This is a genomic window from Rathayibacter tritici (assembly GCF_001641005.1).
Lineage (GTDB): Bacteria > Actinomycetota > Actinomycetes > Actinomycetales > Microbacteriaceae > Rathayibacter > Rathayibacter tritici.
The window spans coordinates 327,043-349,117 of sequence record NZ_CP015515.1; the positions used below are offsets into that span (position 1 = coordinate 327,043).

Genomic DNA, 22,075 nt, shown 5'->3' on the forward strand with positions numbered 1-22,075 from the left:
GTGGTGTCATCCCCGCCCCGTTGCAGATCGGCTCACCGTGAAGACCCGCCTCCTCGCCCTCACCGCCCTCCTGGGCGGCACCGCGCTCGCTTTGAGCGGCTGCTCCGGAGCGGGCACCGCCTCCGCCACGTCGGGCGGGCCCGTGAAGGTGGTCGCCTCGACGAACGTGTACGGCGACCTCGTCTCGAGCATCGGCGGCGATCTGGTCGAGGTGACCAGCATCATCGACAGCCCGGACAAGGACCCGCACGAGTACGAGGCCACTGCCCGCGACCAGCTCGCGGTGTCCGGCGCGACCCTCGTGATCGAGAACGGCGGCGGCTACGACCACTTCCTCGACACCATGATCAGTGCGGCCAACACCGAGGCCCCCGTCATCACGGCCACCGTGATCGCCGGGCTCGAGGACGTGCACGACCACGCGGAGGAAGAGCCGGAGGGCGAGCACGAGCACGCGGAGTTCAACGAGCACGTCTGGTACGACCTGACGCTGATGAAGGAGGTCGCGGGGCGGATCGGCGACGAGCTCGCCGCGCTCGACGCCGACAACGCCGCTACCTACTCCGCCAACCTTGCCAGGCTCGACGGGGGGCTCGACGCCCTGATCGCTCGCGAGGGCGAGCTGAAAGGTGTGCTCTCCGGCCGTTCCATCGCGATCACCGAGCCCGTGCCGCTCTACCTCACCGACGCGCTCGGTCTCACCGACGCGACTCCGGAGGCCTTCAGTGAGGCGGTCGAGGAGGGCACCGACGTCCCCGCGACCACGCTGCAGGAGACGCTGGCGCTGTTCTCCGGCAAGGCCGTCGACGCCCTGATCTACAACGAGCAGACCGAGGGCACGCAGACGGACGCGGTGCTCGACGCGGCGAAGGCCGCGGGCATCCCCACCGTCGGCGTCACCGAGACACTGCCCGAGGGCGACGACTACACCGGCTGGATGACCGCGAACCTCGACGCGATCGAGGGAGCCCTCTCCCCGTGAGGCACGACCCCCCGAACGGCACCGACCCGATCAGGCCCGCCTTCCCGGAGGCGGGCCCTTCGGCGCCCGTGCTGCGGCTGCGCGGCGCCGGGCTCCGCTTCGGCGACCGCGAGCTGTGGAGCGGCGTCGACCTCGACGTGCGCGCCGGAGAGTTCGTCGCGGTGCTGGGCGCGAACGGATCCGGCAAGACGAGCCTCCTGCGGGCGGTTCTCGGTCAGCAGCAGCTCAGCGCGGGAGAGATGCAGGTGCTCGGCGAGCCCGTGCACCGCGGTAATCGGCGCATCGGCTACATCCCGCAGCAGAAGCTCGCTGACGAGGGCACGCCGCTGCGCGCCCGCGACCTGCTCGGACTCGGAATCGACGGTCACCGGTTCGGCCTGCCGCTGCCCTCGCGTTCCCGGCGGGCGGCCGTCGACGCTCTGCTCAAGGCCGTCGGTGCCACGACGTTCGCCGACGCCCCCATCGGCCGCCTGTCCGGGGGCGAGCAGCAGCGCGTTCGCGTCGGCCAGGCGCTCGCGGGCAATCCGGCGCTCCTGCTCTGCGACGAGCCGCTGATCGCCCTGGACCTCGCGCATCAGCGGGGGGTCAGCGAGCTGATCGACCGGCACCGCCGTGAGCGGAACCTCGGCGTCCTCTTCGTCACCCACGACGTGAATCCGGTGCTCGGCATGGTGGACCGGGTGCTCTACCTCGCGGGCGGTCGCTTCCGCATCGGCACACCAGACGAGGTGCTGCGCTCGGAGGTGCTCAGCGAGCTCTACGACGCGCCGGTCGACGTGATCCGCGCCCGGGGCCGGGTCATCGTGGTCGGCGCGCCCGACCACTCGCACGTGCACGAGCACGAGGAGGGGCAGTCGTGATGGACGTCTGGTCGCAGATCGTCGACTTCTCGGACTACGGGGCGCTGCTGGCGCTGCTGATCAACTCGGTGATCGCGGGTGCGGTCCTCGGAGTGGTCGGCGGGCTGATCGGCGTCTTCGTGATGTCGCGCGACATGGCGTTCGCGGTGCACGGCATCAGCGAGCTGTCGTTCGCGGGCGCCTCCGCGGGGCTGCTGCTGGGGGTAGGAGTCGTCGAGGGGTCGATCGTCGGCTCGCTGATCGCGGCCGTCCTGATCGGCCTGCTCGGCTCGCGCGCCCGCGACCGCAACTCGATCATCGCCGTGCTGATGCCGTTCGGCCTCGGCCTCGGCATCCTCTGCCTGGCGCTGTACCCGGGACGTAGCGCGAACAAGTTCGGCCTGCTCACCGGGCAGATCGTCGCGGTCGACGACCCGCAGCTCGGCTGGCTGATCGGTATCTCGGTGGTGGTTCTCGTCGGGCTCGCGCTGATTTGGCGCCCGCTCACCTTCGCGAGCGTCGACGCCGACGTGGCGGCCGCGCGCGGCATCCCGACACGGGCGCTCTCCATCGCGTTCATGCTCCTGCTCGGCCTCGCGGTCGCCGTCTCGGTGCAGATCGTCGGCTCGCTGCTGGTGCTCGCGATCCTGGTGACGCCCGCGGCTGCGGCGCTGCGCCTCTCCGCCTCACCGGTGGTCGTGCCGCTGCTGAGCGTGCTCTTCGCGGTGGGCGCGCTGGTGGGCGGCATCTTGCTCGCGCTGGGCGGATCGATCCCGATCAGCCCCTACGTGACGACGATCTCGTTCGCGATCTACGCCGTCTGCCGGATCGTGGGCCGCACGGGCGTGCGTCGCTCCCGGGCCGTGGTCGGCGAGGGGCGGTAGCGTGGCGCGGGTCGTCAGGAGTGGAGGTGGTCCCGTGGTCAAGCGCAACACGTGGCAGCGGGAGGCGGTGCGCGAGGCGCTCGGGCGCCGCGAGGATTTCGTCAGCGCCCAGGGCCTGCACAGCGCCCTGCACGCCTCCGGCTCGCCGATCGGACTCGCGACCGTCTACCGCGCCCTCTCGGACCTGGCGGTCGAGGGCGAGGCCGACTCGCTCCAGTCGCCCGAGGGCGAGAGCCTGTATCGTGCCTGCACGCCGGGCACGCACCACCACCACCTGATCTGCCGCCGGTGCGGGCTGACAGTCGAGATCGCAGCCGACGAGGTCGAGACCTGGGCTCGCTCGGTCGCCTCGCAGAACGGATTCACGGATGCGCGCCACGTCGTGGACGTCTTCGGGCTGTGCGCGGGCTGCACAGCGGAACTCGCCGGGGCCTGAGGCCGACGGCTCCCCGGACGACCCGGGCTGCGCGGCACTCAGGCGGGGAGGAACATGCCGATCGACCGGTCCTTGACCACGGAGCCGGCCGGCAGCACCCGCCCGCTCATCGCGAGGTAGACGCCGGGCGGCAGCAGCTGCACGGCGGCGACCGCGGTGCCGAGGTTGAACGCCGCATCGCTGTCGGACATCCGCGCGGGCTGCATCGCGCCGGTGAGCACCACTACGCGGTCGCGGACGACGCCGAGCGCCTCGGCCGTCGCGGTCATCGTGTCGGTGCCGTGGGTGAGGATGATCCGGTCCTCCTCCGCAGCGAGGACGCGTTCTGCGATCAGCGCCCGGTCGGCGTCGTCGAGGTCGAGGCTGTCTTTGGCGAGGACCTCCTCGATACGGAACTCGAGCGTGGTCAGCACCGGGGCGAGCAAGCGGGGCACCATCGGCGCGCCGATCTCGAGTTCGCCCGCGAGCGAGTACTCCTTGTCGACGGTGCCACCGGTGGTGAGGACGAGAATGCGGTCAGTCACCCGATCAGACTAGGCGCCGCCTCCGACACCGGCAGGTGTGTGCGCTCCGGCCGCGCCATGTGTCGTCGGCGGCCCGCATCCGGAACGATGGATGACATGCAAACGTCTTCTTCGTCCCTGTTCCGTGCCGGCGCCAAGGTGCTCCTGGGCTCCACCCTGGTCTTCGCGGGGGTGAGCCATCTCACCCGCAAGCGGGAGGAGTTCCAGGCGCAGGTGCCGGAGTGGGTGCCGCTGGACAAGGACGCGGTCGTGCTCGCCTCGGGCGTGGTCGAGATCGGGCTGGGCGCCGCGCTGGTGCTCGCGCGCCGCCGGGCGCCGCTGGTCGGAGCCGCGGCCGCCGCCTTCTTCACCGCGATCTTCCCCGGCAACGTCTCGCAGTGGCTGACCCGGACGAGTGCCTTCGGCCTCGACACCGACCGCAAGCGCGCTGTCCGCCTGGTGTTCCAGCCGCTGCTGGTGGCGTGGGCGCTCTGGTCCACGCGGCGACCGCAGGGCTGATCCCGCTCGGCGGACGACGTAACGTCAGCTGAGAGTGCTCTTCATCCACGATGGTGGATGACGGGGCCTCTCAGCTGACGTTGTGCGCCGCCCCCGCCGGCAGCGGGGCGAGCAGCGGTGCCAGCAGCTCCTCGATCCCGCGCCGAGCCCCCTCCGCATCACCCGCCGCGATGGCCTCGACCAGCTCGGCGTGCTGTCGGGCGTGCGGATCCTCCTCGCCGACGACGTCCTCCTCCAGGACCGACTCGAACACGCCGGTCAATCCGTCGTAAAGCTCGACGAACAGGTCGTTGTGCGTCGCGACGACGACGGCCCGGTGCAGGGCCGTGTCCGCGGCGATCCGCTCGGCGGACTCCGCCTCCCACGACCGGGCCCGGCGCTCCAGCAGGGCGCGGAGGGAGGCCACGTCCTCGTCGGTGCGGCGCTCGGCGGCCAGCGCGGCCGTCGCTCCGTCGATCGCGAACCGCAGCTCGAGTCCCTCCCGGCGTGCGGCACTCGGGAGGCGGCGGCGCAGCGACTCGGCGAGCTGCGAGCGCGCGATCACGAAGGTGCCGCGACCCTGCTCGCGCCGCACCAGCCCCGCCTGCACGAGGGTCTGCACGGCCTCGCGCACGGAGTTGCGGCCCGCGCCGGTCCAGCGGGCGAGTTCGGCCTCCACCGGGATCCGCTCGCCCACGGCCCAGCGGCCGGAGCGGATCTCCTCGTGGAACAGTGCGGTCACGTGATCGATCACGCTCTCGCGCTGGAACGGCGCGGCCGGGCTAGACTCGCCGGAATTCATCCCATCATCCTACCTCCTGGGGACTCCATGACCGCAGCACCGACGCTCCGCGCCACCGCCCTCCTCGCCCTGGCCGCTATCGCGATGACCGCGCTCAACCTCCGCACCGCCGTCACCGGCTTCAGCCCGCTGCTCGACACGATCGGCGCCGACCTCGGCTTCGGCCCCGCGCTCTACGGCGCGCTCGGCACGATCGTCACTGCCTCGTTCGCCGTGTTCGGCTTCGTCGCGGCGGCCGCCTCGCGCCGGATCGGGCTCGAGCGCACGCTCGCCGTCGCGACGCTGGTGACCACGCTGGGGATCGCCCTTCGCGCGCTGAGTCCGACCCCCGTCGCGCTGGTGCTCTCGACGGTCGTCGCCTTCGCGGGCGTGGGCACCTCGAACGTGCTCATCGTGCCGATCGTGAAGCGCTACTTCGCCGAGCGGATCAAGACGGTCAGCTCGCTCTACCTGGCGCTGTTGCAGGTGGGCCAGTTCGTCGCCCCGCTGGTCGCGGTGCCGCTCGCCTCGGGGGTGGACTGGCGCTGGGCGATCGGAGTCTGGGCCGGGATGACGGCGGTGGCGTGCCTGCTCTGGGTCGCGCTCGCGGCCCGCGGAGGAGGCGGGACGGCGCCGACCGCGGTGGGTGGTCGGGTGGACGGGGCGTGGCGCACTCCGCTGCTCTGGGCGATGGTGCTGATGCTCGGCATGACCGGTCTGCACACCTACGGGATCATCACCTGGCTGCCGACGATCCTCGTCGACGCGGGCGCGGACCCTGCGCAGGGTGGTGCGCTGCTCGCGCTGTTCTCGGTGTTCGGCCTGGCCGCCGCGTTCGTGGTGCCGCCGCTGACGCTGGGGATGCGCAACCCGGTCGTGGTCGTGGTGGTGTGCTGCGCGCTGCTCGCGGTCGGCTACACGGGGTTGGTCCTTGCTCCGCTGGCCGGCGCTGTGGCCTGGGTGGTCTGCCTGGGCCTCGGCGTCAGCACCTTCCCGATGACGCTGACGCTGGTGAATGCGCGGACGCGGACGACGACCGGCTCCTCGACCCTTTCTGGGGCGACGCAGGGGCTCGGCTACGGTCTCGCGTGCCTCGGTCCCCTGCTGATCGGCGTGCTCTACGAGGTGCAGGGCGGCTGGGGAGGTGCGTACACGCTGCTGTTCGCGGGCGTCGCCGTGCTGCTGGTCAGCGGGATCGTGGCGAGCCGGCCGCGGTTCCTGGAGGACGAGGCGGCGCTGCGGCGGGCCTGAGCGCTGGGCCGCTCAGGCGGCGGGGACGAGGTTCCAGCGGTCGGCCAGGATCTCGAGGCCCTTGTCGAACGTGGCCGACCACGCCGTGACGTCGTGGGCGCTGCCGGGCACCTCGATGTAGGTGGCGTTCATTCCGGCCGCGAGCGCCGCCGCGTGGAGGGTCTTCGCTCCGGGGAGGAAGGAGGCGTCGTTGGCGCCGACCCCGAAGATCGCGACGGTGCCGGTGTAGGGCGCGTTCTTCGCGAGGAGGCCGAGCGGCGTCGCGGCTTTGTAGGCGGTAGCGTCGCCGCCGAAACCCTGCGCGATGGTGGCGGCCTCGCTGCCGAGCGTCGGCGCGAGCTCGCCCGAGGCGTCGATGATGTTGCCGAACAGTGCCGGGAAGCCTGCGCCGAGCTGGATCGCGCAGGTTCCGCCCTGCGAGAGGCCGCCGATCGCCCAGTGCTGCGCGTCGCCGAGTACCGGGAGGTTGGCGCGGATCCAGTTCGGGACGTCGACGGTGAGGTAGGTGGCCGACTTCCCCATCGGCGAGTCGATGCACATCGTGTTCGTGTTCGGGTCGCCCAGCTGGTCGGGCGAGACGACGATCGGCGCGAGGCCGGCGTGCGCGGCGGCGTAGGTGTCGAGGGCCTGCTGGAGCTTCTCGGTCGAGAGCGGGTCGGAGGGGGAGCCGGGCTGGCCCGAGAGCATCACCATCACCGGCAGGAGCGGCGGGGCCGCGGTGAGAGCTGCGGGCGGGAGATAGACCACGGCGTCGCGGGCGGGGAATCCGGAGGCGGTGGCGGGGATCGCGACGCTCGAGACCGAGCCCGCGGCAGGCATCCCGGGGGGCGCGATCCAGGTCGCGAGGTCGGCGTGCGGGCCGCCCGGGACGACGGCGAGGACGTCGGAGTCGGAGTAGGCGCTGATCCCGAGCGCGCTGCGGACCGTCGGGTACTGGCCGAAGTCGATGTTGATGCTCATCGCGGCGGTCGCCACGACGAGCACCGCGACGCCGAGGGAGGCGAGCACGCCCCGCACGCGCCGACGGCGGATCGCCTGCACGAGCACGACGAGGGCGACGGCGACGCCGCCGAATCCGAGACCGATCCAGAGGCGGGTGATCGGGGTGAAATCGACGCCGAAGGGGCCGTCGGATTCGCCGACGAGGGCGGCCAGGGCGATGCCGATGAGAAGGCCCAGGAGCAGGAACGCGACGGCGAGGGCGCCGCGGCGGATGCGGCCGGAGCCGCGGGAGCGGATGTGGACCGCGAGCAGGAGGAGCAGCGCGGTGGCGGCGAGCGCGTAGACGGAGACGACGAGGACGCCGGAGACGAGGCTCAGGTCGAGGAGAGTAGTCATGCGTCGATCCGGTCGGAGGTGCTCGGGCGGGCGTCAGTCTGGCCGCGGTCTCTGGGGGATGGCCGTGAGTGGCGAGGGCGATTCTCCTCCCCAGGCGAAGATCCTTCGACCTCTCCACCGATACGGCGCAACCCCGCGCGCCGCGGTGGCGCTCGCACCTAGCGTGGAACTCCCGACGCATCCCGCGCCCTCACGAAGGAGCCCGCACCATGAGGCAGCATCCCCGCACCGAGACCCCCGTCCGCGAGAGCTCCGTCCGCGAGAGCTCCGTCCGCGAGGCCCGCGTCCGCGAGGCCCGCGCATGAGCCGTGGAGTCGCCGTCGTCACCGGAGGCACGGCCGGGTTGGGACGCGCGACGGTCCGTGAGCTGGCCTCCCGCGGCTGGGACGTCGCCGTGCTGGCGCGCGGCGAGGACGGCCTCGCGGCCACTGTCGCCGAGATCGAGCAGAAGGGCCGGCGCGGGCTGGGTATCCCGACGGATGTGGCCGACCGCGAGGCCGTCGAGTCCGCTGCGGATCGGGTCGAGGCCGAGCTCGGTCCGATCGAGCTGTGGGTCAACGACGCGATGGTCGGCGTGTTCGGCGAGTTTCTCTCGACCGAGCCGGCCGATTTCGAGCGCGCGGTGGGCGTGAACTTCTTCGGCTTCGTCAACGGCACTCGCGCGGCGCTCTCGCGAATGACTCCGCGCGACCGCGGGCATGTCATCCAGGTGGGCTCCGCGCTCGCGCACCGGGGCATCCCGTTGCAGGCGGCCTACTGCGCCTCGAAGTTCGGCGCGCGCGGCTTCACCGAGGCCGTCACCGCCGAGCTCCTGCACGTGAAGAGCCGCGTGCGGCTGTCCGAGGTCGACATGCCGGCGCTCAACACCATTCAGTTCAACTGGGTGAAGTCCCAGCTGCCGCACCACCCGCAGCCGGTGCCGCCGATCTACGAGCCGGAGGTGGGTGCGATCGCGATCGCCGATGTGGCCGACACGCCGCGCCGCCGCACCTGGGTGGGCGAGCCGACCGCGGGCACGATCCTCGGCGACCGCTTCGCCGGCCGCTTCATGGACTGGTACCTCGCCCGCAACGCGTTCGACGGCCAGCAGGCTGCGGACAAGACCGAGCCGATGCTGCCGAACAACGTCTACGAACCGGTCCCCGGCGATCACGGTGCGCGCGGCCTCTTCAGCGACCGCGCGCACACGATGACGCCGCAGATCTGGATGATCCGCCACCGCGGTCTCAGCTACGCGGGGGCCGCAGCGGCCCTCGCCGCCGGAGCCGTAGGTGTCCTCTCCGCCCTGCGGAGGAGGTGAGCGTGGTCGACGCCATCGTCGTTGGAGCGGGACCGAACGGCCTCGCCGCCGCGGTCACCCTCGCGCGAGCCGGGCTCGCGGTCACCGTCCTCGAGCGCAACGAGACGATCGGCGGCGGCGCGCGCACGGCCGAGCTGACGCTGCCCGGATTCCACCACGACGTCTGCTCGGCGGTGCACCCGATGGCGCTCGCGTCCGGATTCTTCCGCGCCTTCGGGCTCGACCGACGCATCGAGCTGGTCGTCCCCGAGATCTCCTACGCACATCCGCTCGACGGGGGTCGCGCGGGCATCGCCTACCGCGACCTCGACCGCACGGCCGAGGCGCTGGGCCGCGACGGGGCGGCCTGGCGGGCGCTGATGGGGCCGCTCGCCGAGCGGGCCGACCGGGTGGCCGGCTTCACGAACGATGCACTGCTGCGGATCCCGACCGACCCGAGCGTGCTGATCCGTTTCGGACTGCGGGTGCTCGAGCAGGGCACGCCCGTGTGGAACCTGCGTTTTCGGGAGGAGGTCGCCCCGGCGATGTTCTCCGGGGTCGCGGCGCACTCGATCCGCCCGATGCCCAGCCCGTCGACGGCCGCCGCGGCCCTGGCGCTCGGCGCCTACGCCCACGCGCGGGGCTGGCCGGTTCCGGTCGGCGGGAGCCAGTCGATCGTCGACGCGCTCGCCCACGACCTGCGAGTGCACGGGGGCACCATCGAGACCGGCGTCGAGGTGACCTCGCTCGCGCAGCTGCCTCCGGCCCGCGCCGTCCTCGTCGACGGCACACCGACGGCGCTACTCGCGATGGCGGGCGATCGCCTGCCCGCCGCCTACGCCGCCGCCCTCCAGCGCTTCCGCTACGGCAACGGCGTGGCCAAGGTCGACTTCGCCCTCGACGGCCCCGTGCCGTGGACGAACCCCGAGCTCGCCCGCGCGGGCACGCTGCACGTCGGCGGGAGCCGCGCCGAGATCGCGGCGGCCGAGCGCGACGTGAAGCGCGGCCGGCACAGCCGCAGCCCCTACGTTCTCGTCGCTCAACCCTCGATCGCCGACCCGACCCGGGCGCCCGAGGGCAGGCACGTGCTCTGGACGTACACGCACGTCCCGCGGTACTCGCCGGCCGACCAGCAGGAGGCGATCACCGCCCAGATCGAGCGCTTCGCCCCCGGGTTCCGCGACCGCGTGCTCGCCGCCTCCTCGATGACCGCCCGAGACATGCAGGCCTACAACCCCAACTACCTGGGCGGAGACATCGCCGCCGGAGCCGCGAGCGTGGCGCAGCTGCTCTCCCGGCCGGTCCCCACGACCGACCCGTGGCGGACACCGGCGAAGGGGCTGTACCTCTGCTCGTCGTCCACGCCGCCCGGACCGGGCGTGCACGGTATGGCCGGTTGGCACGCCGCGCGCAGTGCGCTGCGACACGAGTTCGGGGTGAGCGAGTCGCCGGACCTCTCGCCCGAGGCGAGCCCGGTCTGAGGCGCCACCATCGCCGTCGCCGGCCTGCCAGGCTGGGAGCGGCCTCAGCCCCACCACTTCACGAAGGAGTCCGCGATGTCCCGCACCACCCGCGTCGTCCACTGCCCGCCCGAGTCCGTGTTCGCGGTGCTCGCCTCCGGCTGGCTGTTCCCGAGCTGGGTCGTCGGCGCCTCCCGGATGCGGAAGGTCGACGCCGACTTCCCGCATGTCGGTTCGCGCCTGCACCACTCCTTCGGCCTGTGGCCGCTCGTGATCGATGACCGCACCACGGTCCTCGAGTGGGACCCGCCGCGACGGATGGTCATCCAGGCCGCCGGCTGGCCGCTCGGCGAGGCCCGCGTCCGCGTCGAGGTCGAGCCCCACGCGCGCGGCGCGAGGGTGCGGATGCACGAGGCGCCCGTGAAGGGGCCGGGCACGCTCATCCCCCAGCCGCTGATGCACGCGGGCCTGTGGCTCCGCAACCGCGAGGCGGTGCGTCGGCTCGCGCACCTGGCCGAGGCGGGAGCGGCGGGGCGCGCGCTGGCTCCGGCGTCGCTCCCGTCGCCGGCCGACCGCGAAGGCATCGACCGGCCCAAGCACATCATGGTGCGGCTCACGGGGGCGATCGGGTCGATCGCGGTCGGGGCGCTCGTGCTGCGCGGAGTGCTCGGGGCAGCACGGCGCGCCCGGCGCTGACAGCGGTCAGACGATCCGCTCGACCAGCCGCACGTGCTGCACCGCGACGCGCTGGGGCTCGCCCGCGAAAGCGGCGTCGCGCTCGGGGGACGCCAGGTAGGCCCGCTCGACCTCGGCGAACGCGTCGGCGTCGCCGGCCGTGCTCACCGCCCAGACGAACTCGTTCACCTCGCGGTCGGCGTAGGCGAACTCGATTCGGAAGCCGTGGGCCTCGCGCGCCGGCACGATCCGCGCGGGGAACCAGGCGAGGAAGTCGTCGAGCACCCCGTCCATCAGCTCGTAGCGTCGGAGTTGGATCGTCCTGGTCTCGCCTGCGTCGCTCATCCTCCGACGGTACCGCTCCGGCGGGCGCGGTGTCGGTGCGCGGCGCTCGCCGCCGACGGTCGCGTGGAGGTCAGCCGAGGCCGAGGCCCAGGGCGATGCCGTCGAGGATGTCGTGGGCGCTCGAGCGGACCGAGGTCACGGCCGGCGAGGCGTCCTGGACGGCGCGCAGGACCTCGCCCCAGATCAGCGCGCCGGCAGCGAGCACGTCCTCGCGACCCGCGCGGACCCAGGGCAGGGCCGCCGTCTCGGCGGGGGAGAGCGCGGCGAGTTCGTCGCAGGCGGCGAGCACGTCGGTCAGGGGAAGTGCAGTCTCGATCGCCGCGCGGTCGGTGCTGCGCAGGACGTGCGCGGTGACCGTCAGCACGGTCGCGGCGACGCCGACGACGCTCCGGGCGCGCGAGAGGTCGACGGAGGAGGCGGCCACCGCGGCGCGCACGTCGGAGCGGATCGCCGCGCGCTCGCCAGCGGTCGGCGCGGCCTCGGCCGGGGCGGCAGCGCGACGGTGCCGCTCGGTCAGGCGAACGCTGCCCACCGCCATCGAGTGCGCCTGCTCCGGCTCGGCACCGCCGAGGACCAGCTCGGTGGAGCCGCCGCCGAGGTCGACGACGAGCACGGGGCGGGCGGAGTCGACGGCCGAGACCGCGCCGCGGAAGGAGAGCCGCGCCTCCTCCTCGCCGATGATCGTCTCGGGGACGACCCCGAGAATCCGCTCGACGGCGGCGAGGAAGTCGTCGCGGTCGGCGGCGTCGCGGGTGGCCGAGGTGGCGACGAAGCGGAGGCGCTCGGCGCCGGCCTCCTGCGCGGCGGCCGCGTACTCGCGGGTGACGGCGAGGGTCCGCTCGAGCGCCCCCGGGTCGAAGCGGCCGGTGTGGTCCACGCCTCGGCCGAGTCGCACGAGTTCGGTGCGGCGGTGCACGTCGCGGAGGCGGCCGCCCTCGACATCGGCGATCAGCAGGCGGAGCGAGTTGGTGCCGCAGTCGAACGCCGCGACGCGCGTGAGGGTGGCCATCCGCCCATTCTGCCCGCGCGGCCGGGCCGCGAGGCGGGCGATAGCCTAGGGGCGAGAGCAAGGAGCCGCCCGTGCACGAACACCACGTCCGCGTTCACCGCAGCGAGGAGGAGCTTCCCCGACACGGGCAGCTCGCCCACGCGCTCGCCGAGGTTGCCGCCGATCCGGTCGAGATCGATGCCGAGGTCGCCGAGATGGTGGTCAACCGCGTGATCGACAATGCCGCCGTCGCCACCGCATCGCTCCTGCGCCGCCCCGTCGTCGCCGCCCGCGCTCAGGCGCTCGCGCACCCCGCCTCCATCGGCGGGCAGGGGTCGGTCGTCCTCGGCGTCGATCCGGCCCGCCGCGTCTCGCCGGAGTGGGCGGCCTGGGCCAACGGAGTCGCCGTGCGCGAGCTCGACTACCACGACACGTTCCTCGCGGCCGAGTACTCGCACCCCGGCGACAACATCCCTCCGCTGATCGCCGTCGCCCAGCACGCCGGTATCGGCGGTGCGCAGCTCGTGCGCGGCATCGTCACCGGCTATGAGGTCCAGGTCGACCTCGTCCGCGCGATCAGCCTGCATCAGCACAAGATCGACCACGTCGCGCACCTCGGCCCGTCGGCCGCCGCCGGGATCAGCACACTGCTCGGCCTCGATGTCGCGACGACGGAGCAGGCGATCGCGCAGGCGTTGCACACCACGACCGCCACCCGGCAGTCGCGCAAGGGCGAGATCTCGAGCTGGAAGGCGTACGCGCCGGCCTTCGCCGGGAAGATGGCGGTCGAGGCGGTCGACCGGGCGATGCGCGGCGAGACCAGCCCCTCGCCGATCTACGAGGGCGAGGACGGCGTGATCGCCTGGCTGCTCGACGGCGCCGAGGCGAGCTACGACGTGCCGCTGCCCGATCGCGGTGAGGCCAAGCGCGCGATCCTCGACACGTACACGAAGGAGCACTCGGCCGAGTACCAGGCCCAGGCGCTGATCGACCTCGCCCGCCGCCTGCACCGCACGCACCCCGAGGCCGCCGATCCGGAGCGCGTGGAGCGGATCGTCCTGCACACCTCGCAGCACACCCACGTCGTGATCGGTTCGGGCGCGAACGACCCGCAGAAGTACGACCCGAGCGCCTCGCGCGAGACGCTGGACCACTCCGTGCCGTACATCTTCACGGTGGCGCTGCAGGATGGCGCCTGGCACCACGTGCACAGCTACGCCCCCGAGCGCGCCGCCCGCGCCGACACGATCGCGCTCTGGCACCGGGTGAGCACCCGGGAGGACGCGGAGTGGACGCGCCGCTACCACTCCGCCGACCCGAGCGAGAAGGCGTTCGGCGCGCGCGTCGAGATTCTGATGACGGACGGCACGACGATCGTCGACGAGATCGCGGTGGCGGATGCGCATCCGCTCGGGGCGCACCCGTTCAGCCGCGAGCAGTACGTCGCGAAGTTCCGCACGCTCGCATCCGACGTGCTCGAAGAGCCCGAGATCGAGCGATTCCTCGATCTCGCCCAGCGCCTGCCCGAGCTGACCCCGGAGGAGGTCGGCCGCCTCAGCGTGATCGCGGCGCCCGGCGTCCTCGCCTCCGTCGAGCCTCCGCGCGGCCTGTTCTGAGCCCCCGCGTGGCCTGATCCGGTCCCTGACCCGGCTGTTCCGGTCGCTCACTCGGCAGGATGACGCGCACGAGGAGCCCGCCCTCCTCGCGGGCCGTGAGTGTCAGGCGGCCCCCGTGGGCCGCGACGATCCGCGAGACGATCGCCAGACCGAGACCGGTGCCCGTGTGGCCCCCATCCGTGCGGCGGGTGCGGGTACCGCCCCGCACGAACGGCTCCAGCAGGGTCGGCAGCGTCGTCGGGTCGATCGCGGAACCGCTGTTCTCGACGGTGACGACCGCTCCCTCCGCGCTCTGCTCCGTCCGGAGCACGACGAACCCCGCCGAAACGTTGTGCACGATCGCGTTGTGCAGCAGGTTCGTCATCAGCTGGAGTAGCAGCGACGTGGATCCGAGTGCGGAGCACGGCTCGACCTGCAGGCGGAGGGAGACGCCGCCGCGCTCGGCGAGGGTGAGGACGCTGTCGCGCGCCTCCTCCGCGAGCAGCGACAGATCGAGGGTCTCCGCCTCGGGTACGGGGCGGTCGGCCCGACTCAACTGCAGGAGGGCCTCGACCAGGTCGATCGAGCGGGCGGTGACGGAGGACAGATCAGCGAGCAGGTGGTCCATGTCGGGGGAAGTGTCGCGCCGGGCGACGTCGAGCATCGTCTTCGTGATGGTCAGCGGCGTGCGGAGCTCGTGCGAGGCGTTCGCGGCGAACCGCTCCTGCTCGCGGACGTGCGCCTCGGTCTGCTCGAGCATCGCGTTGAAGGCCTCGGCCAACTCGTCGAACTCGTCCCGCGACGGCATGTCCGCGACCCGGTGCGAGTAGCCGTCCGCGGCGACCAGCCGGGCGACGCGGGTGAGCTCGTCCAGCGGCGCGAGGATCCTCCTGGCCAGGAGCCAGCCGCCGACGGTCCCGGCGATCAGGAGGAGCACAATCACCCCGGCGGCGACCGGAACGAAGGCGCTGAGCAGCTCGGTGCGGTTGGGGACGAAGATCTGCTCGTTCGTGCGCTGCGAGTACGAGACGAAGTACTCGTCGGTGATGTAGCGCAGGAGGAAGAGTGACATCGCCCCCAGAAGCCCGGTGACCGCCAGCCCGAGCAGCAGGACGTAGCTGAGCGTCAGGCGCGTGCGGATGCTGATCGAGCGAGGCCGACGGGCCGGCGCCACGTCAGCTCCGCCGGGTCTCGGCGGACTCGGGGGTGCGCGGCGCGATCCGGTAGCCCGAGCCGGGCACGGTGCCGATCAGCGACGGGTCGGGGAGTCGTTTGCGTAGGCCGGAGATCGTGATCCTGATCGCGTTGGTGAACGGATCGGCGTTCGCGTCCCATGCCCGCTCCAGCAGCTCCTCGGCGCTGACGACACCGCCGTCGGCCTCCGCGAGGACGTGCAGGACGGCGAACTGCTTGCGGGTCAGGGCGACGAAGCGGCCGTCGAGGAAGACCTCGCGGCGGAACGGATCGATCCGCAGTCCATCCCGCTCGTACACGGGAGGACGGGCCTGGCTGCGGCGCCGGGCGAGAGCCCGCACGCGCAGGACGAGTTCGCGCAGCTCGAAGGGCTTCGTGAGGTAGTCGTCGGCGCCGATCTCGAAGCCGCTCTCCTTGTCCAGGAGGCGATCGGCCGCGGTGAGCATGATGATCGGCGTCCCCGAACCGGAGGCGACGATAGCGCGGGCGACATCGTCGCCCGACGGGCCCGGGACGTCACGGTCGAGGAGTGCGACGTCGTACACCGTCGTCTCCAGGAGCGCGAGCGCCTGGTGTCCGTCGGCGGCGATGTCCGACGCGATCGCCTCGAGCCGGAGGCCGTCGCTGATCGACCGGGAGAGGAAGGGTTCGTCTTCGACGATCAGGACCCGCATCGGTGAACCGTAGACCGCGCAGGCTGCCGTCCCTCGTCTGCGGCGCATCCCGATCCGTCGCTGTCGTGCCGGGGCGGCAGGGCGCAGGATGTCACGTGATCGGGAAGTCGAAGTAGTGGTCGGGAAAGGGCTCGCCGGCGAGCGTGTAGTGCCACCACTCCTGCGGATACGGGTGGAAGCCGCTGTCGAGCATGATGGCGCAGAGGATCCGCCGGTTGTCCGCGGCGACGGGCCCTACCTCCTCGGTCGCGTGATGCGAGGTCTCGTCCATCAGATCGTGCCGACCGCCCATGTCCAGCAGCAATCCGCTCGCGGAGTCGACGAGGGTGAGATCGAGCGAGCCGCCGCGGGTGTGCCCCGAGGAGCAGGCGATGTAGCCCTGCTCGAGCATTGCGGCGCGGCTGATGCGCGGGTGGAAGACGCTCTTGGCGCGCGGGCACTCCGGCTCCTGCGCCCACCGGATGAAGTGGTCGACGGCGCGCTGAGGGCGGTAGGCGTCCCAGACGAGCAGCCCCAGTCCGCGCTCGGCGGCCCGGCCCTGCGCCTCCTGCAGCGCCGCCGCCACCGCCGCGGTCGTCACGACCCGATCGGTTGCATATCCGTCGACCGGGCCGCCGGTGAAGTTATCGGAGCCGGCGTACTTCGCGTCCCAGAGCACGGAGTCGACGGCGTCGTCGAGGTAGACGAATCCCGGGCTCATCGGGTCATCGCCAGCTGGACGCTGCGGTCGATCAGGTCGGAGACGCCGAGGCCGGCGGCGGCCATCATCCGGGGGTACCGGCTGTAGGAGGTGAACCCGGGCAGGGTGTTGACCTCGTTCAGGACCACGCGCCCATCCTCGAGCAGGAACATGTCCACGCGGGCCAGGCCCCGGCAGCCGAGCGCCCGGTACAGCGCTTTCGCCCGCTCCTGGATCGACGCCCGCTGCGCCTCGGGGAGGTCGGCCGGGACGGTGATGGAGGAGTTGACCGACCCCTTCTCCGGCTCCGCCTCCTGGTGGATGCGGAAGAGCCCGTGCTCCAGGCGGATCTGGTCCACCTCGCCGACGACCAGGTCGTCTCCGTCGCCGAGGACGGCGCAGCCCACCTCCGAGCCGAGCACCTGCTCCTCGATCAGCACCTTCTGGTCGTACTGGCGGGCAAGGGCGATTGCCTCGTCGAGGCGCTCGGCGGACTCGACCTTCGTGACTCCGAACGAGGAGCCCGAGCGCGCCGGCTTCACGAAGACGGGGAAGCTCAGGCTGGCCGCATCGACGCTGTCGCCCGGGTGCACGACGGTGAACGCCGGCACGGGCATGCCGGCCTGCGCCGCGACGGTGTAGGCGAGCGACTTGTCCATGCACACCACCGAGCCCTGGATGTCGCAGCCGACGTAGGGGACGCCGGAGAGTTCGAGCAGGCCCTGGATGGAGCCGTCCTCGCCTCCCGTGCCGTGCAGGACGGGGAGGACGACGTCGACTCCGACCCGACGGAAGGTGCCCTCGTCCTCGACCAGCAGGCCGCGGGTCCCGCGGTCGGGGGAGATCACTGCGGCGCGGCCGTGCTGCGACTCCCAGTCGGGGCGCGGGCCCTCGCAGAGTCGCCACTCGCCGCGGCGGGTGATCCCGATCCACAGGGCGTCGTACCGGACCGGGTCCAGTGCGGCGGCGATCTCGAGTGCCGACTTGACGGAGACGTCGTGCTCCTCGGAGCAGCCGCCGAACAGGATGGCGATGGTCGTCTTAGACATGGGTGGTGGTCCTCTCGTGAGCCACGCAGAGCGAGAGCGTCGTCTCGATGATCTGGTGAAGGGTGCGGGTGGTGAAGTAGGCCAGGTGGGGAGTGACGACGACGTTCGGCATCGCGACCAGGCGCTCGAGGGAGCGGTGGGGGAGCGGCCGGCCGGAGTGGTCGACCGAGAAGTAGCCCTCCTCGCCCTCGACGACGTCGAGAGCGGCGCCACCGAGCCGGCCGTCCTCGAGGGCGGCGAGCAGCGCGTCCGTGTCGACCAGGCCGCCGCGACCGGTGTTGACCACGAGTGCGCCCGGCCGCAGTCGGTCGATCCGCTCGGCGGTGAGGAAGTGGTGGGTCGTGTCGGACAGGGGCAGGTGCAGGGTGAGCACATCGCTCGCGGCCAGCGCTTGCTCGAGCGGGACTCGCTCCGTGCCCTCGGGCGCCGGGCCGGAACCGCCGACGATCAGCACGCGGCAGCCGAAGGGGCGCAACCGCTCGGCGACGGCGCAGCCGATGCGCCCGCCGCCGATCACCGCCACGGTGACACTGCGCAGCTCCCGGCCTCGCGTGTCGGGCGCGCGGAAATCGTGCCGGGCGACGGCGGCGAGAGTGGGCCGGGCGTTGCGCAGGGCGAGGAGGATCAGCATGACCGTGTGGTCGGCGACTCCGTCGGGCTCGTACCCGACGTTCGCGACGGTGATGCCGAGCGCGGCGGCCGCCTCGACGTCGAGGTGATCGACGCCGATACTCCGGGTGATGAGCGAGCGCACTCCGTTCGCGGCGAGGGCGTGCAACGTCTCCGCGGTCACGGCGCTCACGTGGCTGACGCTGACGCAGGGCGTCCCGACCGCCAGGGCCGCGCTCACCGGGCTGACGGGGACAGCCTCCACCCGGCAGCGCACGGGGTAGCGGCGGGACGCCTCCGCAATGGCACGCGCTTCTTCACGATCGCACCCGAAGAAGGTGATCGCCTGGTCTGTCTCGAACATGACTCAAGACAACGCGATCCCCCGTTGCGTCCCCGTCGCCCCTTCCCGATACGCCGACAACACCCCCGCCCGCCCCGCCCCCTCCTCCCCCGCCGCGAGATGCCACTTATGTACGCGACACGCCGGGCGGGGCGCACCCACGTGGCATCTCGCGGCAGAGGTCAGAGCAGGGCGTCGGTGAGGTGGTCGGGCGTGCCGAAGCGGTGGGCGGTGAGCGAGACGGCTTGCTCGCGGAGGAAGGGCAGCAGTTCGAGGCGGCCGGCCTCGGTTTCCTCGCCGGCGTAGACGGCGAGGTCGGGGCGTCCACCGGTCACGGCGGTGACCGTCGCGGCGGGGGCGCCCAGCAGGCGCACCCGTCCGGCGCCGTGGGCGCGCACCCGTGCCTCCCACGCCGCGTCGTCCTCGACCACCACGGCGCCCGCAGTCTCGGCGAGCGCGGCGGCGACAAGCGGAGGCAGCACCACAGCACTCGAGACGACCACGGATGCCCGAGCGGTCGCCGCGGCGACGGCCACCCGGACGAGCGAGCCGAGCGGCTCTCCGTCGGCCAGGCGCACCAGCACGGCGGAGTCGTAGGGCAGGTGGCGGAACACGTTCCGTTCCGCCGCCAGCCCCGTCACGTCGCGGGGAGCGCCCGCGGCCCACGCCGCGGCGCAGCTGCGGGCAGTCCGCTCGACGCCGGCGTACTCCTGGGCCGAGAGTTCGCCGCGCGCCGCCGCGAGCAGTCGCGCGGCCGGGCCGACGACCGCGGCCGTCGCCTCCGACGGCGTCGCGCTCCACGAGCCCAGCCCGAGAAGGTAGTCCGGCCCGCCCGCCTTCGTGCCCGGCCCGACCGCCGACTTCTTCCAGCCGCCGAACGGCTGGCGCTGCACGATCGCGCCGGTGATCCCGCGGTTCACGGAGAGGTTGCCGGCCTCGATCCCGTCGAGCCAGGTGCCGATCTCGTCCGGGTCGAGCGCGTGCAGGCCCGAGGTGAGCCCGTAGTCCACCTCGTTCACCAGCGCGATCGCCTCGTCGAGGGTCGCCGCCGTCATGATCCCCAGGATCGGCCCGAAGTACTCGGTGCGGTGGAAGTCGGAGCCGCGGCGCACGCCCTCGCGCACGCCCGGGCTCCACAGCCGGCCGGACTCGTCCAGCGTCCGCGGCTGCAGCAGCCAGGTCTCGCCGGCGCCGAGCGTCGTCAGGCCGCGCAGCAGCTTGCCCTCGGCCGGCTCGATCACCGGGCCCATCCGCGTCGCGGGGTCCGTCGGGTAGCCGACGGTGAGGGAGGAGACCGCGTCGAGCAGCTGCCCGCGGAACCGCGTCGAGCGGGCGACGGAGCCGACCAGCACCACGAGCGAGGCGGCCGAGCACTTCTGCCCGGCGTGCCCGAAGGCGCTCGCCACGACGTCCTTCACCGCGAGGTCGAGGTCGGCCGAGGGGGTGACGATGATCGCGTTCTTGCCGCTGGTCTCGGCGAGCAGCGGGAGGTCGTGCCGGAAGGAGCGGAACAGCTCCGCCGTCTCGTAGGCGCCGGTGAGGATCACGCGGTCCACCGCGGGCGAGGCGATCAGGTCGCGGCCCAGCTCCTCCTCCGGCAGACGGAGCAGCCGCAGCGCCTCGCGGGGGACGCCCGCCGCCCACAGCGCCTCGGCCACCACGGCGCCGCAGCGGGCGGTGGGACCGGCGGGCTTGAGCACCACGGCGGAGCCGGCCGCCAGCGCCGCGAGCACGCCTCCGGCCGGGATCGCGACCGGGAAGTTCCACGGCGGAGCGACCAGCGTCAGCGCGGCCGGGTGGAAGCGGGCGCCGTCCACCGCGTCGAGTTCGAGCGCGCGCTCGGCGTAGTAGTGCGCGAAGTCCACGGCCTCCGAGACCTCGGGGTCGCCCTGGTCGATCGTCTTGCCGCCCTCGGCCGCCATGACCTCCAGCAGCTCGGCGCGGCGCGCCTCCAGCTCGTCGCCGGCACGGTGCAGGATGCGGGCGCGCTCGCCCGCCGGAACGTCGCTCCAGCCGCTGGCGCGCGCTCCGGAGAGCACCGACTCCAGCTCGCCGCGGGTGCCGATCGTGGCGGCCTCGATCGCGTCGGCGCCCGCGCGGGAGGAGGGAACGCGCGCGAGGATCGCCCCGGCCCACTCGCGGTTCGCAGCCACGGACGGGTCGGTGTCCGGGGTGCTGCGGAAGTCGCCGACGCCGGGGCGACCGCTCGCGGCGAACCGGTCGGCCACGCGATGCGCCGGCGGCACTGCCCCGTCGAGGGCGGCCACGGAGGCGCGGAACCGCTCCTCCTCCCGCGCGAACAGCGCCGGATCGGCCTCGAGCTCGAAGACGGCCGACATGAAGTTCTGGCTCGACGCGCCCTCCTCCAGCCGGCGGATCAGGTAGGCGATCGCCACATCGAACTCGGCCGGCGCGACGACCGGCGTGTAGAGCAGGAGCGAGCCGACCGTGCGGCGCACCGCCTCCGCCTGGCCCTGCGCCATGCCGAGCAGCATCTCGTACTCGATGCCCTCGCGGACGCCGCGGGTACCGGCGAGCAGCCACGAGTAGGCGATGTCGAAGAGGTTGTGGCCGGCGACGCCGACCCGAACGGCGCGGATCCGCTCCGGGTGCAGGGCGTAGTCGAGAACGCGCTTGTAGTTCGTGTCCGAGTCCTGCTTGCTGCTCCAGGTCGCCAGCGGCCAGCCGTGCACCGACGCCTCGACCTGCTCCATCGGCAGGTTCGCGCCCTTGACCAGGCGCACCTTGATGGCGGCGCCACCGCGGGCACGGCGGGCCGCGCTCCACTCCTGCAGGCGGATCATCGCCGACAGCGCGTCGGGGAGGTACGCCTGCAGCACGATGCCGGCCTCGAGGTCCGTGAACTCTGGCCGGTCCAGGATGCGGGTGAAGACCGCGATGGTGAGGTCGAGGTCCTTGTACTCCTCCATGTCGAGGTTGATGAACTTCTGCGGCGAGGAGGCGGCGGCCCGCGCGAACAGCGGCGCCAGCTCCTCGACGATGTCGTCGACCGCAGCGTCGAAGGCCCACGGGTTGTGCGGGGCGGTGCTCGAGGAGACCTTGATCGAGACGTAGTCGACGTCCTCACGGGCGAGGAGGCGGTGGGTGCCCTCCAGGCGGCGGCGGGCCTCCTCCCGGCCGAGGACGGCCTCGCCGAGCAGGTTCATGTTGAGCCGCACGCCGTCGCGGCGGATCGCGGCGATCGCCGGGCCCAGGCGCGAGTCGGTCGCGTCGATGAGGAGGTGGCCGACCATCCGCCGCAGCACCCGGCGCGCGATCGGCACCACGACGTCCGGGAGCAGCGGCGCCATCACGCCGCCGAGGGCGACGGCCGCGCGCATCGGAGCCGGGAGGAACCCGGGCACGCCGCCCGCGATGGCCTTCAGCGCCGCCGCGGCCACGCGGGTGTCCTCGGGGCGGACGACGCCGTCGACGAAGCCGACCGTGAAGTCCAGGCCAGACGGATCCTTCAGCACGCCTGCCAGCTGCGCCCCGGAGGCGTCGGTGGGGATCGCGGAGGCCTCGCGCAGCCAGCGCCGGACCAGAGCAACGCTGTCGTCGACGAGGCGGGGGTCGACGGAGTCGGGAGCGGGGCCGGAGGTGGCGGGCGCGGAAGCGGGGCTGGCGAGATCCGTCATGGTGCGGTCCTTCTGCTCTGAGGGTCGGTCCCCTC

At 72.8% G+C, this 22,075-nt stretch carries 21 protein-coding genes; 10 read left to right on the top strand and 11 right to left on the bottom strand.

What is annotated here, in order from left to right:
* Positions 1 to 37: 37 nt before the first annotated feature.
* From A6122_RS01425 to A6122_RS01440, 4 genes are read left to right on the top strand one after another with little or no spacing between them, the layout of a single operon-like run.
* Positions 38 to 982, top strand: coding sequence for a metal ABC transporter solute-binding protein, Zn/Mn family (locus A6122_RS01425; RefSeq protein WP_068250724.1), 945 nt, complete (start codon positions 38 to 40; stop codon positions 980 to 982).
* 29 nt (positions 983 to 1,011) lie between these two features.
* Positions 1,012 to 1,842, top strand: a complete 831-nt coding sequence (locus A6122_RS01430) for a metal ABC transporter ATP-binding protein (RefSeq protein WP_068256808.1) — start codon at positions 1,012 to 1,014, stop codon at positions 1,840 to 1,842.
* On the top strand, positions 1,842 to 2,705 hold the full coding sequence (locus tag A6122_RS01435) for a metal ABC transporter permease (protein WP_068250727.1): 864 nt from the start codon (positions 1,842 to 1,844) through the stop codon (positions 2,703 to 2,705). The genes A6122_RS01430 and A6122_RS01435 overlap by 1 nt, the downstream gene beginning before the upstream one ends.
* Before the next feature lie 34 nt (positions 2,706 to 2,739).
* Positions 2,740 to 3,141: a Fur family transcriptional regulator gene (locus tag A6122_RS01440; protein WP_068250729.1), complete on the top strand. Its 402-nt coding sequence runs from the start codon at positions 2,740 to 2,742 to the stop codon at positions 3,139 to 3,141.
* Positions 3,142 to 3,179: 38 nt separating this feature from the next.
* Here A6122_RS01440 and A6122_RS01445 read toward each other — a convergent pair whose 3' ends face one another.
* Entirely contained in the window at positions 3,180 to 3,665 is a 486-nt protein-coding gene (locus A6122_RS01445; protein ID WP_068250732.1) for an asparaginase domain-containing protein, read from the bottom strand.
* Between the two features lie 96 nt (positions 3,666 to 3,761).
* Between A6122_RS01445 and A6122_RS01450 the strand changes: the two genes are divergently transcribed.
* On the top strand, positions 3,762 to 4,163 hold the full coding sequence (locus tag A6122_RS01450) for a DoxX family protein (protein WP_084415739.1): 402 nt from the start codon (positions 3,762 to 3,764) through the stop codon (positions 4,161 to 4,163).
* Positions 4,164 to 4,233: 70 nt separating this feature from the next.
* Here the strand turns inward: A6122_RS01450 and A6122_RS01455 are convergent, their stop codons facing one another.
* Positions 4,234 to 4,944, bottom strand: a complete 711-nt coding sequence (locus A6122_RS01455) for a FadR/GntR family transcriptional regulator (RefSeq protein ID WP_068250740.1) — start codon at positions 4,942 to 4,944, stop codon at positions 4,234 to 4,236.
* 27 nt (positions 4,945 to 4,971) lie between these two features.
* Here A6122_RS01455 and A6122_RS01460 point away from each other — a divergent pair, with 27 nt between their 5' ends.
* Positions 4,972 to 6,174: an MFS transporter gene (locus tag A6122_RS01460; protein WP_068250742.1), complete on the top strand. Its 1,203-nt coding sequence runs from the start codon at positions 4,972 to 4,974 to the stop codon at positions 6,172 to 6,174.
* Positions 6,175 to 6,186: 12 nt separating this feature from the next.
* On the opposite strand, the gene A6122_RS01465 is transcribed toward A6122_RS01460, so the two are convergent.
* The gene (locus A6122_RS01465) at positions 6,187 to 7,512 is read right to left on the bottom strand and encodes an alpha/beta hydrolase (RefSeq protein ID WP_068250745.1); all 1,326 of its coding nucleotides are present in this window, start codon (positions 7,510 to 7,512) and stop codon (positions 6,187 to 6,189) included.
* A gap of 301 nt (positions 7,513 to 7,813) precedes the next feature.
* On the opposite strand from A6122_RS01465, the gene A6122_RS01470 reads away from it, so the two are divergent.
* The 3 genes from A6122_RS01470 to A6122_RS01480 all read left to right on the top strand — a co-directional run bounded on the left by A6122_RS01470 (position 7,814) and on the right by A6122_RS01480 (position 10,947).
* On the top strand, positions 7,814 to 8,812 hold the full coding sequence (locus A6122_RS01470; protein ID WP_068250748.1) for an SDR family oxidoreductase: 999 nt from the start codon (positions 7,814 to 7,816) through the stop codon (positions 8,810 to 8,812).
* Entirely contained in the window at positions 8,809 to 10,272 is a 1,464-nt protein-coding gene (locus A6122_RS01475) for a phytoene desaturase family protein (RefSeq protein WP_068250750.1), read from the top strand. The genes A6122_RS01470 and A6122_RS01475 overlap by 4 nt, the downstream gene beginning before the upstream one ends.
* A 75-nt stretch (positions 10,273 to 10,347) precedes the next feature.
* Positions 10,348 to 10,947 (top strand): SRPBCC family protein, encoded by a 600-nt coding sequence (locus A6122_RS01480; protein ID WP_068250753.1) that lies wholly within the window; start codon positions 10,348 to 10,350, stop codon positions 10,945 to 10,947.
* Between the two features lie 6 nt (positions 10,948 to 10,953).
* On the opposite strand, the gene A6122_RS01485 is transcribed toward A6122_RS01480, so the two are convergent.
* A complete protein-coding gene (locus A6122_RS01485) occupies positions 10,954 to 11,271 on the bottom strand; it encodes an NIPSNAP family protein (protein WP_068250756.1) in 318 nt (105 codons plus the stop codon).
* Positions 11,272 to 11,341: 70 nt separating this feature from the next.
* Positions 11,342 to 12,280, bottom strand: coding sequence for a Ppx/GppA phosphatase family protein (locus A6122_RS01490; RefSeq protein WP_068250759.1), 939 nt, complete (start codon positions 12,278 to 12,280; stop codon positions 11,342 to 11,344).
* A 71-nt stretch (positions 12,281 to 12,351) separates the two neighbouring features.
* Here A6122_RS01490 and A6122_RS01495 point away from each other — a divergent pair, with 71 nt between their 5' ends.
* Positions 12,352 to 13,875, top strand: coding sequence for an MmgE/PrpD family protein (locus A6122_RS01495; RefSeq protein WP_068250762.1), 1,524 nt, complete (start codon positions 12,352 to 12,354; stop codon positions 13,873 to 13,875).
* On the opposite strand, the gene A6122_RS01500 is transcribed toward A6122_RS01495, so the two are convergent.
* The 6 genes from A6122_RS01500 to A6122_RS01525 form a co-directional block, all read right to left on the bottom strand.
* A complete protein-coding gene (locus tag A6122_RS01500) occupies positions 13,814 to 15,028 on the bottom strand; it encodes a sensor histidine kinase (RefSeq protein ID WP_068250765.1) in 1,215 nt (404 codons plus the stop codon). The genes A6122_RS01495 and A6122_RS01500 overlap by 62 nt on opposite strands.
* A gap of 1 nt (position 15,029) precedes the next feature.
* Positions 15,030 to 15,722, bottom strand: coding sequence for a response regulator transcription factor (locus A6122_RS01505; RefSeq protein WP_068250768.1), 693 nt, complete (start codon positions 15,720 to 15,722; stop codon positions 15,030 to 15,032).
* A 91-nt stretch (positions 15,723 to 15,813) separates the two neighbouring features.
* The gene (locus A6122_RS01510; RefSeq protein ID WP_068250771.1) at positions 15,814 to 16,422 is read right to left on the bottom strand and encodes a M15 family metallopeptidase; all 609 of its coding nucleotides are present in this window, start codon (positions 16,420 to 16,422) and stop codon (positions 15,814 to 15,816) included.
* Positions 16,419 to 17,450 carry a D-alanine--(R)-lactate ligase gene (gene vanA, locus A6122_RS01515; RefSeq protein WP_068250774.1) on the bottom strand — a complete coding sequence of 344 codons (1,032 nt, stop codon included), beginning with the start codon at positions 17,448 to 17,450 and terminating at the stop codon, positions 16,419 to 16,421. Before vanA ends, A6122_RS01510 begins: the two co-directional genes overlap by 4 nt.
* Positions 17,443 to 18,423 carry an NAD(P)-dependent oxidoreductase gene (locus tag A6122_RS01520; RefSeq protein ID WP_068250775.1) on the bottom strand — a complete coding sequence of 327 codons (981 nt, stop codon included), beginning with the start codon at positions 18,421 to 18,423 and terminating at the stop codon, positions 17,443 to 17,445. Before A6122_RS01520 ends, vanA begins: the two co-directional genes overlap by 8 nt.
* Before the next feature lie 161 nt (positions 18,424 to 18,584).
* Entirely contained in the window at positions 18,585 to 22,040 is a 3,456-nt protein-coding gene (locus A6122_RS01525) for a bifunctional proline dehydrogenase/L-glutamate gamma-semialdehyde dehydrogenase (RefSeq protein WP_068250776.1), read from the bottom strand.
* Positions 22,041 to 22,075 lie beyond the last annotated feature (35 nt).

Bases quoted from the DNA above. Each gene is read 5' to 3' on its own strand.
- A6122_RS01435 (WP_068250727.1), top strand. From the start codon at position 1,842: ATGGACGTCTGGTCGCAGATCGTCGACTTCTCGGACTACGGGGCGCTG.
- A6122_RS01450 (WP_084415739.1), top strand. From the start codon at position 3,762: ATGCAAACGTCTTCTTCGTCCCTGTTCCGTGCCGGCGCCAAGGTGCTC.
- A6122_RS01455 (WP_068250740.1), bottom strand. From the start codon at position 4,944: ATGAATTCCGGCGAGTCTAGCCCGGCCGCGCCGTTCCAGCGCGAGAGC.
- A6122_RS01460 (WP_068250742.1), top strand. From the start codon at position 4,972: ATGACCGCAGCACCGACGCTCCGCGCCACCGCCCTCCTCGCCCTGGCC.
- A6122_RS01465 (WP_068250745.1), bottom strand. From the start codon at position 7,512: ATGACTACTCTCCTCGACCTGAGCCTCGTCTCCGGCGTCCTCGTCGTC.
- A6122_RS01470 (WP_068250748.1), top strand. From the start codon at position 7,814: ATGAGCCGTGGAGTCGCCGTCGTCACCGGAGGCACGGCCGGGTTGGGA.
- A6122_RS01480 (WP_068250753.1), top strand. From the start codon at position 10,348: ATGTCCCGCACCACCCGCGTCGTCCACTGCCCGCCCGAGTCCGTGTTC.
- A6122_RS01485 (WP_068250756.1), bottom strand. From the start codon at position 11,271: ATGAGCGACGCAGGCGAGACCAGGACGATCCAACTCCGACGCTACGAG.
- A6122_RS01490 (WP_068250759.1), bottom strand. From the start codon at position 12,280: ATGGCCACCCTCACGCGCGTCGCGGCGTTCGACTGCGGCACCAACTCG.
- A6122_RS01505 (WP_068250768.1), bottom strand. From the start codon at position 15,722: ATGCGGGTCCTGATCGTCGAAGACGAACCCTTCCTCTCCCGGTCGATC.
- A6122_RS01510 (WP_068250771.1), bottom strand. From the start codon at position 16,422: ATGAGCCCGGGATTCGTCTACCTCGACGACGCCGTCGACTCCGTGCTC.
- vanA (WP_068250774.1), bottom strand. From the start codon at position 17,450: ATGTCTAAGACGACCATCGCCATCCTGTTCGGCGGCTGCTCCGAGGAG.
- A6122_RS01520 (WP_068250775.1), bottom strand. From the start codon at position 18,423: ATGTTCGAGACAGACCAGGCGATCACCTTCTTCGGGTGCGATCGTGAA.
- A6122_RS01525 (WP_068250776.1), bottom strand. From the start codon at position 22,040: ATGACGGATCTCGCCAGCCCCGCTTCCGCGCCCGCCACCTCCGGCCCC.